Origin of the sequence: Actinoplanes oryzae, from assembly GCF_030757795.1 — a bacterium.
GTDB lineage: Bacteria > Actinomycetota > Actinomycetes > Mycobacteriales > Micromonosporaceae > Actinoplanes.
The window spans coordinates 1-992 of sequence record NZ_JAUQWH010000352.1 but is presented as its reverse complement, the minus strand read 5'-3'; the positions used below and the strand labels follow the sequence as shown (position 1 = coordinate 992).

Here is a 992-nt window from a genome sequence, read left to right as displayed (position 1 = left end):
ACACGACGTCGAGGTCGCCGGCCTTCCACTCCTTCTCCCGCTGCGCCTTCTGGCCCAGCAGCTGCTTCTCCTTGTCGCGCAGCTGCGCGGCCCGCTCGAAGTCCTGCGCGTCGATCGCGGACTCCTTGTCGCGGCGCACCTGGGCGATGCGCTCGTCGAAGTCGCGGAGGTCCGGCGGCGCGGTCATCCGGCGGATGCGCATCCGGGCGCCGGCCTCGTCGATCAGGTCGATCGCCTTGTCCGGCAGGAAGCGGTCGGAGATGTAGCGGTCGGCCAGCGTGGCCGCCGCGACCAGGGCCGCGTCGGTGATGCTGATCCGGTGGTGCGCCTCGTAGCGGTCGCGCAGGCCCTTGAGGATCTCGATGGTGTGCGCCAGCGACGGCTCACCCACCTGGATCGGCTGGAAGCGGCGCTCCAGGGCGGCGTCCTTCTCGAGGTGCTTGCGGTACTCGTCGAGGGTGGTCGCGCCGATCGTCTGCAGCTCACCACGCGCGAGCATGGGCTTGAGGATCGAGGCGGCGTCGATGGCGCCCTCGGCGGCGCCGGCGCCGACGAGCGTGTGGATCTCGTCGATGAACAGGATGATGTCGCCACGGGTGCGGATCTCCTTGAGCACCTTCTTGAGGCGCTCCTCGAAGTCACCGCGGTAGCGGGAACCGGCGACCAGCGCGCCCAGGTCGAGCGTGTAGAGCTGCTTGTCCTTCAGCGTCTCGGGCACCTCGCCCTTGACGATGGACTGCGACAGCCCCTCGACGACGGCGGTCTTGCCGACACCCGGCTCGCCGATCAGCACCGGGTTGTTCTTGGTGCGGCGGGACAGCACCTGCATGACCCGCTCGATTTCCTTCTCCCGGCCGATGACCGGGTCGAGCTTGCCCTCGCGGGCGGCCTGGGTCAGGTTGCGGCCGAACTGGTCGAGGACCAGCGAGGTGGACGGCGCGGCCTCGCCCGCCGCGGCACCGGCGGCGGCCGGCTCCTTGCCCGAATATCCG

The 992-nt window shown here is 70.2% G+C and carries 1 protein-coding gene; it reads right to left on the bottom strand.

Annotated elements, in window-relative coordinates:
• Positions 1 to 992, bottom strand: a 992-nt coding sequence (locus RBH18_RS43875) for an AAA family ATPase (protein ID WP_306216448.1), incomplete at both ends; no start/stop codon positions are given.